The sequence below is a fragment of the Rhizobium sp. USDA 4016 genome (assembly GCF_056279705.1).
The window spans coordinates 3,439,528-3,453,677 of sequence record NZ_JBWCCY010000004.1 but is presented as its reverse complement, the minus strand read 5'-3'; the positions used below and the strand labels follow the sequence as shown (position 1 = coordinate 3,453,677).

The window sequence follows — 14,150 nt, the reverse complement described above, 5'->3', positions numbered from 1 at the left end:
GAAGATTTTCCTATTGGCTGGCCCAGATAATGCGCGCGATCCAATCCACATCGGAAAGCTCGATCGTCCGGTTCGGATGTTCGGGATTGAGAGACATCAGTTCGATGGAGCGCGGGCTCTGGCGCAGCAACACCTTTGCCATCACTTCGCCCTCGCGCGTCTTGACGACGACGCGATCGTTGCGGCGCACCTGCGCGCCCGGCTCGACGATCAGCACGTCGCCGTCGCGATAAAGCGGCGTCATGCTGTCGCCCTGCACTTCGAGCGCATAGACACCAGCCTTCTGTGAGGGGGCCGCTGGAAATTCCACCACATCCCATCCCTGGCCTGCCGGGAAACCGCCGTCGTCGAAAAAGCCACCCGCACCGGCCTGTGCGAAGCCGAGCAGGGGAATGGAGCTTCCCTGCGGCGGGAATGCGCCGTCCGGCAGCCCGGACAAGCTGATTGCCGGCCGCATGAAGCCCATGAACTGCTCCATGGTGGCGCCTGTCGCATCGAGTACCTTGGCAATCGATTCCGTCGAAGGCCAGCGCAGGCGGCCATCGGCAGATAGCCGCTTGGATTTGTTGAAGGAGGTGGGGTCGAGACCGGCCCGGCGCGCAAGACCAGACGGCGTCAGATCATGCCGTTCGGCAAGCCTGTCGATCGCTGCCCAAATCTGCTCGTGTGACAGCATCTTGCCTGATCCTGCGCTCGGTGCCGCTCTCCAATCGGCAGGAAGACTAACGCCAAGCTTTCTCAGAGTAAAGAAAAAAGAGGAATAAAATCCTGTTCTGGAGTCAGGCGACCATCGCCATGTTGATCTTGCCGAGCTGGATGACGGCCTGCGTGCGGCTGTCGACGTTAAGCTTCAGGAGGATGGCCGAGACATGCGCCTTGATCGTCGCTTCGGAAACGCCGAGTTCGTAGGCGATCTGTTTGTTGAGCAGACCCTCGCCGAGCATGGTGAGCACGCGGCTTTGCTGCGGCGTCAGCGTGTGCAGGCGGTGAATGAGATCGGCCACGTCCGGATCCTGTTCATGGCCGTCGCGATAATTCTCCGGCGTCGCAATATCGCCGGCAAGCACCGTCTGGATGCTGCTGCGGATATCTTCGATGCCGGACGATTTGGAAATGAAGCCGGAAGCGCCGAGTTCCAGCGCGCGGCGGATCGTTGTCGCGTCGTCGGTTGCGGAAACGATGACGATCGGCAGGCTGGCGAATTCGGCGCGCAGCGCCATCAGCCCGGAAAAGCCGCTGACGCCCGGCATGGCAAGATCGAGCAGCATGATATCCGCGTCCGGATGATCGGTTGCGGCAGCACGCGCGGCCGAGAAATCGCCAGCTTCCACGATCGCGTGCTGCCCCTCCATGCCGGTCACGGCCTGGCGCAGCGCATCCCGGAAAAGCGGATGGTCGTCCGCAATGATGATCGTCTGTTCCTGCATCGAAACCCCCTCCCAAGAGCTCGATTCCATCCCCTCATGTGCGAGGCTTCGCGCCGCACATGCCTTCCGCTTCATATTACTACATCAAATCAGGTCTTCTGCGGAAGAGGCGCGGACTTTTCTTCCTCCTGGAATTGCTTCACCATACCCATGAAGCTTTTCATCATTCGCTCCATGATGCTGATCGAGCGGTCGATCTCGGCATCGGTGGGCAGCGCCTTGTTGACGATGCTCTTGTTTTCGAGCGCAGTCACGCGGTCGGAAAGCCTGTCGAGTTCGTCGTCATAAGCTGCGCGTTCGTCCGCCGCCATGCGGCATACCAGCGAACCGTCCTTTTCCTCGCAAAGCGCCATCGCGCCCGTATGTTTGTCGAGGCGGACGAAATGGTCGCCGCTGCGCTCGAGCTGGAAGCGCGCAGGGTCCGGCTCGGCGGCGAGTGCTGTCAGCGGCAGAAGAATTGCGGCAATCCCGATTGCGATCGTCTTCATGATTGATCCTCCGGATTTCTGTTGCGGCTATCCTGTTTTTCATGGGGGAGCCGTGGACATCGCCGTTCCTTTCCGGCAAAGCGCTCACCTACAGCATCAGCCATTGCATGAGGCCATCATGAGCGTGACACCCGTCGTTTACAAGATCGTGACCGAGGCTCTCTGGCAAGAAGCCAGGCAAAGCGGCGTTTTTCACGGCGCAGGCATCGATCTTAGGGACAATTTCATTCATCTCTCGACGGAAAAACAGGTGCGGCAGACCGTGGCGCTGTTTTTCGCAGGCCAGCCGGGCCTGCTGCTCGTTGCCATTGATAGCGGCAAACTCGGCGACAAGCTGATTTTCGAACCCTCCAGGGACGGCGATCTTTTCCCGCATCTTTATGCCGAACTGCCGCTTTCGGCAGTTATCTGGGAAAGGCCGCTGCCGCTTGATGATGCCGGACAGCATATCTTCCCGGAACTCCTGTCATGATTGGCGCGTTCAAGTACACTGCCCGCAAGGGGCTCTTCCTCTTCGATCCCGAAACGGCGCACGGCATGTCAATCGCCGCGCTTAAATCCGGCCTGGTTCCCGCCTGCCGTATTTCGCCTGATCCGCGGCTGGTGCAGACGGTCGCCGGCCTGACCTTCGAAAATCCGCTCGGCATGGCGGCCGGTTACGACAAGAATGCCGAAGTGCCGGAGGCCCTCTTGAAGCTCGGTTTTGGCTTTACCGAGATTGGCACGGTGACGCCCAAGCCGCAATCAGGCAATCCGCGCCCGCGAATCTTCCGCCTGGTGGACGACGAAGGAGTTATCAACCGCCTCGGCTTCAACAACGAGGGCCATGACGCCGCCTTCCGGCGTCTGTCGATGATCCGCGGCCCGGGCATTATCGGCGTCAACATCGGCGCCAACAAGGACAGCGAAGACCGCATCGCCGACTATGTGGCAGGCATCCGCCGTTTCTATTCGGTGGCGCGCTATTTCACCGCCAACATCTCCTCGCCGAATACGCCGGGCCTGCGTGACCTGCAGGCACGTGAGAGCCTGGCTGCTCTTCTGTCCGCCGTAATTGCCGCCCGCGATGAAGAGGCCGCGAGATCGGGCCGGAAAATCCCGGTCTTCCTCAAGATTGCGCCCGATCTCACCGAGGAGGGCATGGACGATATCGCCGCCGAAGCGCTCTCCCATGGGCTGGAGGGCCTGATCGTCTCGAACACGACGCTCGCCCGCGACGGTCTGAAGGATCAGCGCCAGGCGAAGGAAGCGGGCGGTCTTTCCGGCAAGCCGCTTTTCGACAAGTCGACCGCGGTTCTCGCGAAAATGCGCAAGCGCGTAGGCGCAGCGCTCCCGATCATCGGCGTCGGCGGCGTCTCCTCGGCGGCGACGGCGCTGGAAAAGATCAGGGCAGGGGCCGATCTGGTGCAGCTTTATTCCGGCATGGTCTATGAGGGCCCAGGTCTTCCGGGCGAGATCGTGCGCGGCCTTTCAAAGCTCCTCGACCGTGAGCAGGTCTCGTCGATCCGCCAACTGCGAGACACGCGCGCTGATCACTGGGCGACCCGGAACGTCTGATGGGCCCGCCGCTTCGCCAGCATGGGACAGGAAGAAGCCGCAGAAGAGCTGGAAGGCGTTCATCGACAGCCATGGCCCCGCAAGTGCGGATCAGAATGATTTTCTCATTCCGGCGGGCTCTCCCGCCTTGGTGACATGCTCGCTTGCGACGCTTTATTCCAGGCCCGCAGCCTCAGCTGAACTTGAGGCCAAACTCCTCGCGAACTGGAGGCGGTGCTTCAGCGGGCGCTGATGCCCCGCGTCTTTCCCGGGCCGGTCGCGCGTGCAAGTTCGAAGCGCTGTCGGGCATCCGGGGGATGTTCACGCGTCGAGATTCCGCTTCGGGCCAGATACGTCGTGCGTAACGTGTCGAGAGGAGCCGCCCGACGCGGGCCTAGGCGCGAACCAGGGAGATATTCCCGTTCTATGCTCGAAGATCGATAATGTATCAACGGGAACATCGGCCGTCGGCCGGTAGCTCTTATCCGTCGCTAGGGCTCTCTACAACTTTCAGCGCGATCGCGACGATGTTTTCGGCGAAGCTCGCGTCGAGTGGGCGATGTCCGACCAGCAACCGGTAGAAAACAGGTCCGTACATCATATCGAGCAGCACCTCGAGGTTTTGCGGCAGCATAATTTCTCCTCGAGCGGCTGCCTGGATCAACAAGGCGCGACCCGCCTCGCGGCTCGAGAGAATAACCTGGTTGCGGAAGGCCTTGGTGAATTCGCTTTCGGGGTCGGCGGCCGCGAGCGTCATGGCGATTTGGCGCCCTCTGGTGGTCGCAAAAGCCTGGATCAGCGATCGCATTTGCGCCGTCAGCGCCGATCGCAAATTTATGCCGTCTTCTTCGATGGCGCCCGAATCTCCGGACATCAGCGCAGCCATAGCGAGTTCGCAGGCGTTCGCCCATTGCCTATAGATCGTCGGCTTGCCTACGCCGGACTTCGAGGCAACCGCCTCGACGGTGAGACGGCCGAATCCATCCTCAATCAGTATGTCGTGCGCGGCTTTCAGGATTCTCGCCCGGGCCAATTGGCTTGGCGGTCTTCCACGCCGTTTCGGTGGGCTCATGTGCTCTTGACTCAACTAGTTATGAAACGTAACGTAACGTAATCATATGCCAGCGGCAAGGGGCCGGCCATGTCCACCTCGATCCAATCCCTGACGCCTTATCTCATCGTCAAGAATGCTCGGGAAGCGATTGCTTTCTATGGCCGCGCCTTCGGGGCCGAGGAGCTTTTCCGGCTGACCGACCCGCATGACGGTCGGATTGGCCACGCGGAGCTCAAGCTCGGCGAAAACACGGTCATGATCGCCGACGAGTATCCAGACTTCGGCGCACTGAGCCCCGATACGATCGGGGGCTCTCCCGTAACCTTCCACCTCGCAACTTTGACGGTCGACGCAAATCTTGCCCGGGCCGTCGGAGCGGGAGCCGTCGTTCTGCGTGCCGCCGCAGATCAGGCCTATGGCGAGCGCGTCGCCATGGTCGTCGATCCATTCGGTCACCGGTGGATGCTCTCGCAGAAGATCGAAGTTGTGGCGCCTGAAGAAATGCAGCGCCGCTGGGACGAGGAGACCGGGGCGTGAACGCGGCCGACGGAAATCGAAGTGAAGGAGGCGGCCGAGCGGGGGATGGCAGTCCGTCGCACCGCTGCTGTGACGTGATCTTTCTCGCGCCGGGAGAGGGGCGGCGCTACGAGCTCGGCCCGCTCACGGGCGTGTTCAAGGCCGATGAAGCCGAGACGGAGGCCGCCTATTGCGTGTCCGAGTGGATTCTCGAGACTGGTCTGAAAGGTGTCGGCGGACACAGCCATGCAGCAAATGACGAGGTTTTCTACGTGCTTGAAGGTGTGCCCGAAATCCTCGTCGGCGACTCCTGGCGGCGGTGCACACCGGGCACTTTCCTGCGAATACCGGCCGGCGTCGTCCACGATTTCCGAAACCCCGGAGAGACGACCGCCAGGTTGCTCAATCTTTTCATACCCGGTGGATTTGAACGCAATATGCCCGAGATCTCCGCTTGGTTCGCCGCTCAGGAACCGGTTTAGGGCGGCTGAAAAGGACATCGCCCATTTCTCCTTTCGCGGGGGCGACCATGCGGAACCTTCGCTTCAACTTCCTGCATGCGGCTTTGGATCCTGTTGCAGTTGGTCAGCGATTTCCTAAGTGCGCGGAGTGGCTCAACTGGTTCCACCAGCGTGCATGGCGCGCCGTCCGCGATATTCGTGCGACAACAGCGTCAGCCACGCCCTTTCGCTTCAGTTCATTGGCGATCTTGCCCCAGTAAGGCCCGTGCATGTCCGGGGGCGGACGCCGCGACGATGGAACAGGCGACGCTGCAAAACAGCGTCCTCGTCAAGCCCAGGCGGCAACGGCCAGCCCATATCAGCCCGACCTCACGCGTCCGCAACAGATAGGTCGAAAAGAAATGGTCGTTTGCCGATCTTCAGCCGTTGCGATATCGCACGAACGGAAAGGCCCTATTCGTGCGTCAGTCTCAGTATCCATCGAATGTCCTTCACACTCGTAAGCCTCGCCTGCTTCCGTCTCGCTATTCACCGGCCCCTCTCAAATCGGGGCCGAGAATGGCAAAACGGCGCGTGCGAGAGTCGATCTCTTTATCGCCGAAAGACTGTCCGGGATTTAATGGAATTCCGGTCCTCGAAATACCGAAACCCGCATTCGGCGACGATCTGCGCGAGAAGAGGCTGGTCCTGGCATTGCCTAGCTAGTGCGGTCGATATCGGCGTCGTGGTCGTCGATCCCGGCCGGCGGCATCTCAACGCGAAGGAGCGGTTGATGGTCGACTTCTAGCGGAAACGTCACGCCATTCACCGGCCTCGGATCAAGGACTCCTACACCCCCGTATAAGTCATCCCCTCCTCTTCGCTACCCGATCCTTCCTCCCGATCAATAGGCAGGTCGGGCAGCCCCCTGCTACGGTCAGGGTACATCCTCCCGCAGGGCCGCAAACAATGAAGGGGCGCTTCGGGACGTGGAGCCGCCCGGACAGATGGAGACGCTATTCGTAGCGGAACTCGATCGAAGGGAAAGCTTCGAATCGAGGTGCGGATCATGGGCAAGGCAGCAGCTATTTTCTTTGCAGTCGTGATCGCTGCTCCGGCAGTGGCGCATGATGCGACGCCAACGGCGGCACAGCCGCACGGATGGACATATCCGTTTTCGTGCTGCAGCGGGATGGATTGCCGCGAGATCCACGATCAAGGGGTCCTCGAAGGCCCCCGCGGATATGTCATCAAGCTCACTGGGGAGCTCATAACGCCACTGGATACTCGCATCAAGAACAGTCCGGACGGGCAGTTTCACCAATGCACGGTGGCCGGCGAGCCCACGGGTCGCACCATTTGCCTGTTCGTTCCTCCGCGCTCCTTTTAAGGATTGTCACCATGACACAAGACCTCAACCGCATCGAAATCGATCTGGTCCCGTTGACGCTGTTTTCCCAGCCCATATCGGCAGGCTGGGCCCAGGTGCCGGGCTCTCCGCTCCAGATGCCGCCAGATGGTCAATCAGGGCCGAATACTGCCTTTGAGGCTCATTTGATGATGTTTTCCGTCAAGCCACGCGAAACAATCACCCTCCCGGGGGACAAGCTTTGCACGCCCGGAAATCTGCCTTTACCCTGTACGTGTCTGGGACGCGGTTCGGTCTTTTGTGCTACTCGCTCGGGTTTGTCCGCCTTGTAGAGGACTTCGAGGATCTTTGCCCTTCAGTGAGTTCCGTGACCATGGCATTAAGCCCAGCGATCGGCGTCCCGATGACCTACCGGCTGGTACGTCGCCACCACGCACGAACCATCCCTTACAATGACAAACGTACTGAGCAATCGCCCGATGCTGAATTCCACCAATGTGCGAAGGGCGCCAACTTTGAGCTAGGCGACCATACGCTTTGCCTATTCGTTCCGAACCAGGGAGCGTGATCATGACCGCGCCTTTGAGAATAACAGAAGCTCAGGAAACCTTCCTTGCTTATATGTCGTCATGGGGGCCAATCGGCACGGACATAGCCTTTAGCATCGAAGACGCAGCTACGGATCTCGGCTACCGTCATCGCCGCTCGATCTATTATCTCTACTACCAGCTTCGCGACATGGGCTTGGCCCAGATGCTGAAGGGCGAAGGCTATAACGGCAAGACGGCGTTCCGATGCTATGCGAGGCCGGAAGACTGCGAAGTCGTCATTATCGCGCGCAAGGGCAGGGCGAAGGGATCAATCAATCCCGTTAAAGCCGGCAAGCCCAAGAAGCTGAAGGCAAAAGCCCGCAAGGTCAAGGCTAAGCCCGCTCCCAAGCCATCGCGTCCAAAACTCATCTCATACGTTGGCTGCGCCGGCCAGCCGGAATGGAACCGCATATGATCCGGCTTCATCTTCCGTTCATTTCGCCCGACAACAATGGCGCGTCATGAAGATGAATTCAGCTTCGGCCACGCCTCAGTCGGTCTTGCGGTGGAGAGGGGCCAGGCCGACGGCCTTCACTCTTCGCAGAGACCTGCACTAGCTGCGAGAGCTTCAGCCAGCCGTTCGCCCGATTAGTTTCCCAACATTGCCATTTCGTCGGCATGCTTTGCGCCAGCGGGCTCGTCTCGTTCGAGAGGCAGGGTGAACAGAAACACCGCCCCACGAGGTTTATTCGCGGTGGCCCATAGCTGGCCCCCGTGAGCCTCGATGATCGAACGGCAGATCGCCAGGCCCATACCCATACCGGTGGATTTGGTCGTGTAGAAGGCCTCAAAAACGCGGTCCATACTTTGCGGGTCCAGGCCTGGACCCGAGTCGCGCACCCCGACGACGACGCCTCCTGAGGCCTCTGTCTCGGTGCTGATCAGCAACTCGCGCTCTTCCTCATTAATGCCGCTCATCGCCTCAATGGCGTTCATGATCAGGTTTAGGATCACCTGTTGTAGCTGGACGCGATCCCCTTCCACGGACGGGAGGCTCGTCGCGAATTCGGTCTGCAGCGTGACGCCTTGCCGGAGCACTTCACTGCCGGTCAAGGCAATCACGTGACGAATGGCTTCATTGAGGTCGAACTGCCCCTTGCGAGGGGGCTCCTTCTTGACCAAGGCGCGGATCCGGCCAATGACATCGCCGGCCCGATTGGCGTTCTCGACGATCCGGCCGAGCGCCTGAGCCACCTCCTCCAGATTCGGCGGATAGGTACCGAGCCAGCGCAAGGCCGCCTGGGCGTTGGTAAGCGACGCGGCGAGCGGCTGATTGACTTCATGGGCGATGGAGGCTGTGAGCTGCCCCATGGTGGCGACGCGGTTTGCGTGGGCCAGTTGCCCCTGCGCCTCGCGCAAGGCTTCCTCGCTCTCGCGTAACGCCTCTTCCGCCTGCCGGCGCTCCGTCAAATCGAGGACGAAAGAGACACCTTCGTTCCTGCTTCCTTCCAACAGTGCACCGCCGATCAACACGGGCAGTCGGCTGCCATCTTTCCGAAAGTACTCCTTCTCGAACGGTTGGACTGCCCCGATGAGCTTCAGCTCTGCGACGGTCCGTGCGTCGCGGTCGCGCCATTCGGCCGGCGTCAGGTCCGTCCAGCATAGCCGACCCGAGGCAAGATCCTCCCGGTCGTATCCCACCATGCGGAGGAACGCGTCGTTGGCCTCAAGAATGCGACCTTCGATATCCCAGATGACGATCCCGATGATGTTGGCCTTGACGAGGCGACGGATCTTGGCTTCGCGTTCAGCGAGATCGCGGTACAACCGGTTATTCTCCAGTGAGATCGCCGCCTGAGAGGCGAGCAGCTTCAGCACCGCGATCCGGGCCGGCGCGAAGACCCGAGGGGCGAGGTTGTTCTCAAGATAGAGTACTCCGGTCAGTTGGCCCTGGTTGAGCAACGGCACGCAGAGAATGGAACGAGCATGGTGCTGACAGATGTAGGGGTCCGCGGAAAATGGATTCTGAGCTATGGCGTCGCCGAGAACCACGCTTTCGTTTGTGCGCAAGACATAATGAAGGAGCGATTCCGGCAGCGTGATCGCGGTCACGATCTCATCACGCAGCTGCACCACGACCGTGTCGCCGCCGGTCGTGGCCTCCGCCGTGATCCGTGACTCACCGCCACGCGGCAGGATCAACAGGCCGCGCTCGGCCCCCGCCTGCTCAACGGCGGTGCGCAAGACCGTGTCGATCAGCTTTTGAAGGACAATCTCGCCCGACACGGCTTGCGAGATCTTGATAACGGTTGCGAGATCGAGTTGCTCGATCGGTGCACCAATGGTGCTGGTTGGAGCAGGAGCGCGTTCTTCCCCTCTCAGGTCAGGATAAAGTTGGTCGAGTTGCCGCACCTTACCGTCGGCGCCCCAGCGCAGATAGCAGCCACGCGCGTTGCGGAGATAGAGACGAGTGAAGTCCTCGAAGCCCCCCTGCGCATAAAAGCGGGCGGCGAGTTCATATGCGAGGGCTTCATGATGAATGAAGCCGTTGGCACGCGCCGAGCGGATCGCTTGTTCGTAAAGCCGCACGGCGTCGATTTCGCGGCCCTCAAGGCGTGCTATCTCGGCGCCGACCAGCGCGGCTCGGTTCTCGAAGTTCTCCGGGCAATTCTTGGCATAGATCTGAAGCTGTCTGTTGTGGGCGACCAGAGCCTCCGTATGCCGCGCCCGCTGGTCAGCCACAGCAGAGTCGCAGCATGCGGCGCGAGCCAAGGCGCCATAGAAATGATGTTCCGGCGTTTCTTCGAAATGCGACACCGATGTCCATGGTAGCCTCTGCGCCCGCAATGACGCATCGACGGCCGCCTCATAGTCGCCCGCAAAGAACCGCGCCTGGAGTTTTCTGACGAAGTAGCAGGTTTCCGCAAGAATCAAATTCGGATCGTCGGAAAACCGGCGTTCGATCTCAAGTTCGTCAAATCCGTCGTCGTCGAAGGAGCCGAATTTCCGGGTCAACCCGCGCAGCGTCCGGACGAGGCCGAGTTGGGCGCTGGCGAGGTCTATGACGAACTGGAACCGCACCTTCTGCGCAAAAGTAAGGCCAATCTCCGCTTGGCGTTGCACTTCCATAAGCGGATCTCCCGCCGCCAGCAGGTTCGAATTCAAACTGGCATAGCTGTATCCGGCAAACGTGAGGTCGCCGCTCTGGTTGGCAATTTCAAGCGCTCGCCGCAAGATGTCGCGGGCGGTGCGGACATGTTTCGTCCACGGTATGACGTGGGCCCCGAAGTCTTTATAAGTCCTGGCTTGGAAGCGCTTCAGTTCGCGCTCTTCGACCAGTTGGCAGCCAAGCCGACCGAATCGAAATCCGGCCGCATAGTCGCCGAAGCGCGGTCCGGCAATATAGCCAAGCGACACATAATGGTAGCAGGAACCGTCGCTGTTGCCTCGCTCGAGGCTCAGATTAACAGCCAGGCAGATCGCCATGCATGCAAGATTCGCATCGGTATGCCATACCGCCCCAACGAGCCGGGTGAGGATATCCAGCGTCGCGGAGGATGCTGGGTCGCTCATCAACGGCAGATCAATGAGCTCCTCGATTGCGCGGCTCCCGAGCTGCGACCAGATCCGGCCGTATTCTCGTTGCACCTCCTCGTCGGCCGGATGCGGCGACCAGTCGATGCCGAGATGCTGCCTCAGGTAGTCGAGACCGACGGCGGCGGAGCGACTGGTCTGACCGAGCGCAGCATAGAGATCGATGCGCAGGCAGGCGACAGCAGCCTTGTCGTCGGAGCAGACAGCACAATTGGAAAGCTGTGCTAACCGCTCCTCGGCGTCCGCCAGCGCGCCAATGAGGAACTCGCATTCGGCTCGGTTCAGCTCAAGCGCGAACGCCAATTGGTGCTGGCGCTCCCAGGCGTCTTCCGGCAGCAGTGTCGTGCCGACAACAAAATAGTTGAGCGCCGAGGCGTATGCCGTCGAGGCCTTGGCGCGCCTGCCGGCCAGCAGATTGAACTTCGCCAGTTGCTCGCGCTCCTCAGCTGAGGTGATCAGTGCGGACCCGCGATTGAGCTGGCTGACAATCTCGAAAACATAATCGTCAATCAGCTCCGGCGCAGTGTTCGCCGCAAGCAGTCTCCCTATGCGAAGGTGCAACTCGCCGCGCCGCTCCTCCGGGATCAGCGAATAGGCAGCTTCCTGAACGCGATCGTGGACGAACCGGTAGGCGCCTGCCAGACGCTCGAGCAGTTCATGAGCGACGGCAGGCCACAGGGCCTCGGGGACTTGCTCCTCCGGGGTTTCGAGGACGAGTGAAAGCATCGTGGTATCGGCGATGTTTCCGAGACAGGCGAACTGCTGCAACGCCTCCCGCGTTTCGGGCGGCAGGCGCGCGAGCTTGCCGACCATGAGGTCCACGATGTTGTCGGTGTATCCCTTGGCGTGAATGCGCTCGAGATCCCAGGACCAGCATGCCGCGTCGTGATCGAAGGTGAGCATTCCCTCTTCGGCGAGCGAAAACAGGAACTGACGGACGAAGAACGGATTGCCGCCGGTCTTGTCGAGCATCATCTGTGCGAGCGGGGCTGCACGCTCGGGCTGACAGTGGAGCGCATCCGCAATCAACTGCCGGAGATGGTCTTGAGTGAGCGGCGCAAGCGTGATTTCCGCGACCTTGCCGCCGGCGGTCTTGATCGCGTCAAGCTTCCGCATCAAAGGATGGGCGGCGGTGACTTCGTTGTCGCGATAGGCACCGATCAGGATGAGCTGCTGCAGATCCGACCGGGTCAGCAGATCCTCCAGCAGGTCGAGTGTCGCCGCGTCGAGCCATTGGAGATCGTCTAGGAACAGCGCTAGCGGATGTTCGGGCCGGGCAAAGACGCTGATGAACCGCCGGAATATCAGCTGGAATCGCCGTTGCGCGTCCTGTGGCGGAAGTTCAGCGACCGGCGGCTGGTCGCCGATGATGAGCTTCAGTTCGGGGACGAGATCGACCATCAGCTGTCCGTTCGGCCCCAGCGTTTCGCTCAGCGCCTCGCGCCACGGTGCCAAATCGGCCTCGCTCTTGGCGAGGAGCCCCTTGAGCAGGCCCTGAAAGGCCTGCGCCAGGGTCGCATAAGGGATGTCGTGCTTGTACTGGTCGAATTTGCCGGACGCGAACAGCCCGCGCGGCGGCACCAGTACTTTGTGGAGTTCATTGACCACCGCCGACTTGCCGATGCCGGAATAGCCAGAGACCAGCACCAATTCCGGCGCCCCGCTTAACACCACGCGGTCGAAGGCAGTGAGCAAGGTCTCGACCTCGCGCTTTCGCCCGTATAGCTTCTCGGGAATCAGCACGCGGTCCGGGATATCGCGTTCGCCGAGCGGGAATGCATCAATCCGGCACTGCGCTTCCCATTGGCTGAGACAGCGGCTCAGGTCGTGCCCGACGCCGCCTGCCGTCTGGTATCGTTCCTCGGCCGTCTTGGCGAGCAGCTTCATGACGATGGCCGAGACCGCCGGTGAAACATCCGCCGCCCGCTCGTTGGGCGGCATCGGCTGCCGTGCAATGTGGCAATGCACCCATTCCATCGGGTCGGAAGCGGCGAAGGGCAGGCTCCCGGTCAGCATTTCGTAGAGGGTCACGCCGAGCGCATAAAGGTCGCTGCGGGAATCGATCGAGCGGTTCATGCGGCCGGTCTGCTCGGGGGCCATATAGGCAAGCGTTCCGGCGACCACTTCGGGCGGCTCGGGCGCCTGCCGTTCGCGGGAGAGGCGCGAGGCGATGCCGAAGCCGGTGAGCCGCACCTCGGCGCCTGAGCCCGTTACCAGTATATTGGCCGGTTTGATATCCTTGTGGACGAGGCCGCGCTGGTGGGCCCTGCCGAGCGCAGCGGCGATGCCGATCGCGAGGCGCAGGAAAAGCTCCGGTTCCATTGCCGTTCCGAGCCGCCGGGCGAGCGGCTCGCCGCCCGGATCTTCAAGCACCAGCATCGTCCGGCCGCCTTCGCGCACCAACTCAAGCGGTCGCACCGCCCATGCGCTATCGAGCTCATCCTTCAATCCATATTCATGGTCGAGGCGTTCGAGGCTTGAACGTGTCGGGTGCTCGAGGGCCGGAAGCACGACCAGTACCGGGTTCCACTTGCCGTCGGCGCTCCTGCGCCGTTCCCGGTGGAACACGCGATCACCATCCTCCCAAAGAACCTCCAAACTGCTATCTCCACCAACGCCGAAGAACGAGGATGTGCTTATTTGCCGACTTCGTCACCTCGCCTGTCTCATTTGGCACTGCCACTCTCGTTTCGGAGATCCGTCCAATCACATTGGCCAAAGCGAGCACATATGATGAACCCTAACCACTTCCCTGCCTTCTTACCACATCTCGCCTGTGCGTCCCAGCGGATCAACCGAGCGGCTACCACCCGCCCCTTCGATGCATGGTCCGCCTCTGCTGACGAAAGACCGCCCAGCGGCGGCCGGAAGGACGGGCGGATCGTGGAACCGCAGAGCTTCGGAGGGAGGAGCCGGCGAAGCTTGTTGGTAGCAAGGGGGAAATTCGCTACCTGCCTGTCGTGAGGCAACGACTAGAGACTAGCGATTAGAAAGACGACGGAAAATTATACGGTGGTTTCTCCTTGCGATACTTTGGAATACCAGCATCGAGCCCATCCGCGAACGTGCTCAGCGAGTGACATGTTCATCGATCGGCAATACCACCGTCGCTCCAGGCGCGTTAGCCAGCTGAAGCAGGCACTGTCAACAACCATCGGCTATTGAAAACTATCCAAGCGTATAATGTCGTCTCCAG

12 protein-coding genes and 1 pseudogene are annotated in these 14,150 nt (G+C 60.9%); 7 read left to right on the top strand and 6 right to left on the bottom strand.

Features of this window, described 5'->3' with window-relative positions:
* Positions 1 to 10: 10 nt before the first annotated feature.
* The 3 genes from ACZ9DP_RS32785 to ACZ9DP_RS32775 form a co-directional block, all read right to left on the bottom strand.
* The gene (locus ACZ9DP_RS32785) at positions 11 to 676 is read right to left on the bottom strand and encodes a S24 family peptidase (RefSeq protein WP_476204785.1); all 666 of its coding nucleotides are present in this window, start codon (positions 674 to 676) and stop codon (positions 11 to 13) included.
* 103 nt (positions 677 to 779) lie between these two features.
* Positions 780 to 1,427 carry a response regulator gene (locus tag ACZ9DP_RS32780; RefSeq protein WP_194728853.1) on the bottom strand — a complete coding sequence of 216 codons (648 nt, stop codon included), beginning with the start codon at positions 1,425 to 1,427 and terminating at the stop codon, positions 780 to 782.
* A gap of 89 nt (positions 1,428 to 1,516) precedes the next feature.
* Complete coding sequence (locus tag ACZ9DP_RS32775) at positions 1,517 to 1,915, bottom strand: hypothetical protein (protein WP_022713602.1); 399 nt, start codon at positions 1,913 to 1,915, stop codon at positions 1,517 to 1,519.
* 118 nt (positions 1,916 to 2,033) lie between these two features.
* On the opposite strand from ACZ9DP_RS32775, the gene ACZ9DP_RS32770 reads away from it, so the two are divergent.
* Together ACZ9DP_RS32770 and ACZ9DP_RS32765 are read left to right on the top strand one after the other, a co-directional pair.
* Positions 2,034 to 2,387 (top strand): DUF952 domain-containing protein, encoded by a 354-nt coding sequence (locus tag ACZ9DP_RS32770; RefSeq protein ID WP_476204784.1) that lies wholly within the window; start codon positions 2,034 to 2,036, stop codon positions 2,385 to 2,387.
* Complete coding sequence (locus ACZ9DP_RS32765; protein WP_476204782.1) at positions 2,384 to 3,472, top strand: quinone-dependent dihydroorotate dehydrogenase; 1,089 nt, start codon at positions 2,384 to 2,386, stop codon at positions 3,470 to 3,472. The genes ACZ9DP_RS32770 and ACZ9DP_RS32765 overlap by 4 nt, the downstream gene beginning before the upstream one ends.
* A gap of 460 nt (positions 3,473 to 3,932) precedes the next feature.
* On the opposite strand, the gene ACZ9DP_RS32760 is transcribed toward ACZ9DP_RS32765, so the two are convergent.
* Positions 3,933 to 4,523, bottom strand: a complete 591-nt coding sequence (locus ACZ9DP_RS32760) for a TetR/AcrR family transcriptional regulator (RefSeq protein ID WP_476204781.1) — start codon at positions 4,521 to 4,523, stop codon at positions 3,933 to 3,935.
* A 69-nt stretch (positions 4,524 to 4,592) separates the two neighbouring features.
* Between ACZ9DP_RS32760 and ACZ9DP_RS32755 the strand changes: the two genes are divergently transcribed.
* Together ACZ9DP_RS32755 and ACZ9DP_RS32750 are read left to right on the top strand one after the other, a co-directional pair.
* A complete protein-coding gene (locus ACZ9DP_RS32755; protein WP_022713633.1) occupies positions 4,593 to 5,042 on the top strand; it encodes a VOC family protein in 450 nt (149 codons plus the stop codon).
* Positions 5,039 to 5,503, top strand: coding sequence for a cupin domain-containing protein (locus tag ACZ9DP_RS32750; protein WP_476204780.1), 465 nt, complete (start codon positions 5,039 to 5,041; stop codon positions 5,501 to 5,503). Before ACZ9DP_RS32755 ends, ACZ9DP_RS32750 begins: the two co-directional genes overlap by 4 nt.
* 141 nt (positions 5,504 to 5,644) lie before the next feature.
* Here ACZ9DP_RS32750 and ACZ9DP_RS32745 read toward each other — a convergent pair.
* A pseudogene (locus ACZ9DP_RS32745) lies at positions 5,645 to 5,917 on the bottom strand (IS21 family transposase); the annotation flags it as partial.
* A 184-nt stretch (positions 5,918 to 6,101) separates the two neighbouring features.
* Between ACZ9DP_RS32745 and ACZ9DP_RS32740 the strand changes: the two are divergent.
* The 3 genes from ACZ9DP_RS32740 (at position 6,102) to ACZ9DP_RS32730 (ending at position 7,835) form a co-directional block, all read left to right on the top strand.
* Positions 6,102 to 6,269 (top strand): hypothetical protein, encoded by a 168-nt coding sequence (locus tag ACZ9DP_RS32740; protein WP_476204779.1) that lies wholly within the window; start codon positions 6,102 to 6,104, stop codon positions 6,267 to 6,269.
* 261 nt (positions 6,270 to 6,530) lie between these two features.
* Positions 6,531 to 6,851 (top strand): hypothetical protein, encoded by a 321-nt coding sequence (locus ACZ9DP_RS32735; protein WP_145611916.1) that lies wholly within the window; start codon positions 6,531 to 6,533, stop codon positions 6,849 to 6,851.
* Between the two features lie 549 nt (positions 6,852 to 7,400).
* Complete coding sequence (locus tag ACZ9DP_RS32730) at positions 7,401 to 7,835, top strand: hypothetical protein (RefSeq protein ID WP_194728880.1); 435 nt, start codon at positions 7,401 to 7,403, stop codon at positions 7,833 to 7,835.
* A 173-nt stretch (positions 7,836 to 8,008) separates the two neighbouring features.
* Here the strand turns inward: ACZ9DP_RS32730 and ACZ9DP_RS32725 are convergent, their stop codons facing one another.
* Positions 8,009 to 13,552, bottom strand: a complete 5,544-nt coding sequence (locus ACZ9DP_RS32725; protein ID WP_476204778.1) for a trifunctional serine/threonine-protein kinase/ATP-binding protein/sensor histidine kinase — start codon at positions 13,550 to 13,552, stop codon at positions 8,009 to 8,011.
* Between the last annotated feature and the right edge of the window lie 598 nt (positions 13,553 to 14,150).